Raw genomic sequence first — 2,093 nt, 5'->3', positions numbered from 1 at the left:
CCGCCGGCGGCGGGCTGAGCCCGGCGCAGTGGGCGGCGCTGGCCTACGCCGACGCGATGACCGTGCACGTGACGGTGCCCGACCAGGTGTTCGACGCGGTGCGGGCGCACTTCGGCGAGCAGGAACTGCTCGAGCTGACCGTCACGGTGGCGGCCTACAACATGGTCTCCCGGGTGCTCGTGGCGCTCCAGGTGTCGCCGGGCGAAGACCCGTTCGGCGCGGCCGTCAGCCCCGGCTGAGAGTTACGATCGTTGACATGGCTGACGGTCTGCTGTTCGTGTACACCGACCCTGGTCCCGTCCCGGCAGCTGAGTTCAACGACTGGTACGACAACGAGCACGGCCCCGCCCGGCTGACCGTGCCCGGCATCACGTCGGGGTCCCGGTTCCACGCGCTCGACGACGCACTGCCGCCGTGGCTCGCCTACTACGAGTTCCGGCAGGGCACGCTGGACAGCCCGGAGTACCGGGCGCTCGCGGACAACGCGTCGGCGCGGGAGAAGTCGATCATGTCGTCGCTGGCGACGCTCGACCGCCGGGTGTACGAGCTGATCAGCGACGACTCGGCGCCCGGCGGCGATGACCCGCCGGGCGAGTCCGACGGGCCTGACGGGCCTGACGTGCTCGCGGGGCCGCCGGTGGTGCTGGCGGTGTCGCTGTCCGTGCCGCCGTCCGCCGAGGCGGACCTCGCGGCGTGGTACGCCGGCGAGCACATCCCGGCGCTGCTCAAGGTGCCCGGCTGGCGGCGGGTCAGGCGCTACCGGCTCCTCGAAGGAGGCGCGCCGACGTACCTCGCGCTGTCCGAGGTCGAGTCGGCGGCGGTATTCGAGCAGCCGGCCTACCAGGCGTCCGTATCGACGCCGCGGCGGAACCGGTTGGTCGAGTTGGCGATCGAGCGGGAACGGCGGCTGTTCGGGCTCCACAAGGCGTTCGGCTAGCCCGTTGCCGTCGCCTGCCCCTCCCGGACGGCTCAGCGTGCCCGCGTCGGAGCCCCGGCCGCGGGATAGTGCTGGCCGCGAGCCTGAACACGATCCCGGTACCCGAGCGCGGCACCTAATGCCCGGCCGCACGGTTCTCCCCATCCCCGCCCACCCCGCAGCCCACACGACTCCCGCCAGCGTGCCCGCAACGGCCGGCCTGAGCACGCCAATTTCATGATCACGAAAGAAAAGTTCGCGCATAGGAGATTTTTCTTTCGTGATCATGCTGGGCGCCGCGGCTGACTGGGCTCATTCATGGTGCTCGGATGCTTTCCAGATCGTCGGGCCCTTCGGGAAGCCGTCGCCGGGCTGGGTGAGCGTGAGCAGGCAGCTCGCCACCGACAGCTCGAACAAGGTGAGCGTGTCATAGTTCGGCCACAGCTCGCCGAAGTCCCCGATGACCTGGGCGCGGACCGTCTCCCAGGTTGCGGTGTCCGTTATCTCCGCCGCCGTTCCCGAGACCGCGAAGCCGTCGTCCTCGCGCGGCGGGGGGAACATCTCGGTATGCAGTGAGTAGCGGCCGTCGCGGCGCAGGTCCCCGCGCTTCGGCCCGGGGAGGATGAGGACGTGCAGCCCGGCCGGGCTGATCACCGGGCACACCGGGTGTACCCGCGGCCCGCCGTCCTTGCGCACCGTGGCGATGAAGCCGAGGCCCATTCCGTGCTGGTAGAACTGGTCGCGGCCGACGTGGGCCAGCGCGGGCTGTTCTTGCTGAAACTCGGTCCAGGTCATCATGGCGGCGACGGTAGCGGGGTATCGCTGACATGTCGTGTCAGCGATGGTCCGTAGGCTGTGCGGTGTGCGCGCCGATCGGCTGGTCTCGCTGGTGCTGCTGCTGCAGGCGCGCGGGCGGCTGCCCGCACGCGCCCTCGCGGCCGAGCTCGAGGTGTCGGTGCGCACCGTGTACCGGGACATCGCGGCGCTGAACACCGCGGGAGTGCCGGTGGTCACCGAGTCGGGCCCGAACGGCGGCTGCTGGCTGCTCGACGGCTACCGCTTCCCGCTGCGCGGGCTGTCCGCCGACGAGGCTTCGGCGCTGCTGGTGCTCGGCGTGCCAGCGGCGGTCGCGGAGCTCGGGCTCGCGGACGCGCTCGCCGCCGCGCAGCGCAAGATC

General features: G+C 71.2%; 4 protein-coding genes. 3 read left to right on the top strand and 1 reads right to left on the bottom strand.

The window, feature by feature from the left end; translation table 11 throughout:
• Positions 1 to 239 (top strand): carboxymuconolactone decarboxylase family protein (locus WA805_RS25860; RefSeq protein ID WP_422287970.1); only part of this gene is annotated, 239 nt, incomplete at its 5' end.
• Positions 240 to 256: 17 nt separating this feature from the next.
• Positions 257 to 937 carry a hypothetical protein gene (locus WA805_RS25855; RefSeq protein ID WP_425243647.1) on the top strand — a complete coding sequence of 227 codons (681 nt, stop codon included), beginning with the start codon at positions 257 to 259 and terminating at the stop codon, positions 935 to 937.
• A 291-nt stretch (positions 938 to 1,228) separates the two neighbouring features.
• Here WA805_RS25855 and WA805_RS25850 read toward each other — a convergent pair whose 3' ends face one another.
• Complete coding sequence (locus WA805_RS25850) at positions 1,229 to 1,714, bottom strand: hypothetical protein (RefSeq protein ID WP_422287966.1); 486 nt, start codon at positions 1,712 to 1,714, stop codon at positions 1,229 to 1,231.
• Between the two features lie 64 nt (positions 1,715 to 1,778).
• Here WA805_RS25850 and WA805_RS25845 point away from each other — a divergent pair.
• Positions 1,779 to 2,093: helix-turn-helix transcriptional regulator (locus WA805_RS25845; protein WP_425243646.1), on the top strand; the 315-nt coding region annotated here is incomplete at its 3' end.

Origin of the sequence: Trebonia sp. (assembly GCF_049794275.1) — a bacterium.
In the GTDB taxonomy this organism is placed as follows: Bacteria; Actinomycetota; Actinomycetes; order Streptosporangiales; family Streptosporangiaceae; genus Trebonia.
Note: the sequence above shows the minus strand (reverse complement) of the source record. Positions and strands in the feature narration are given on the sequence as shown.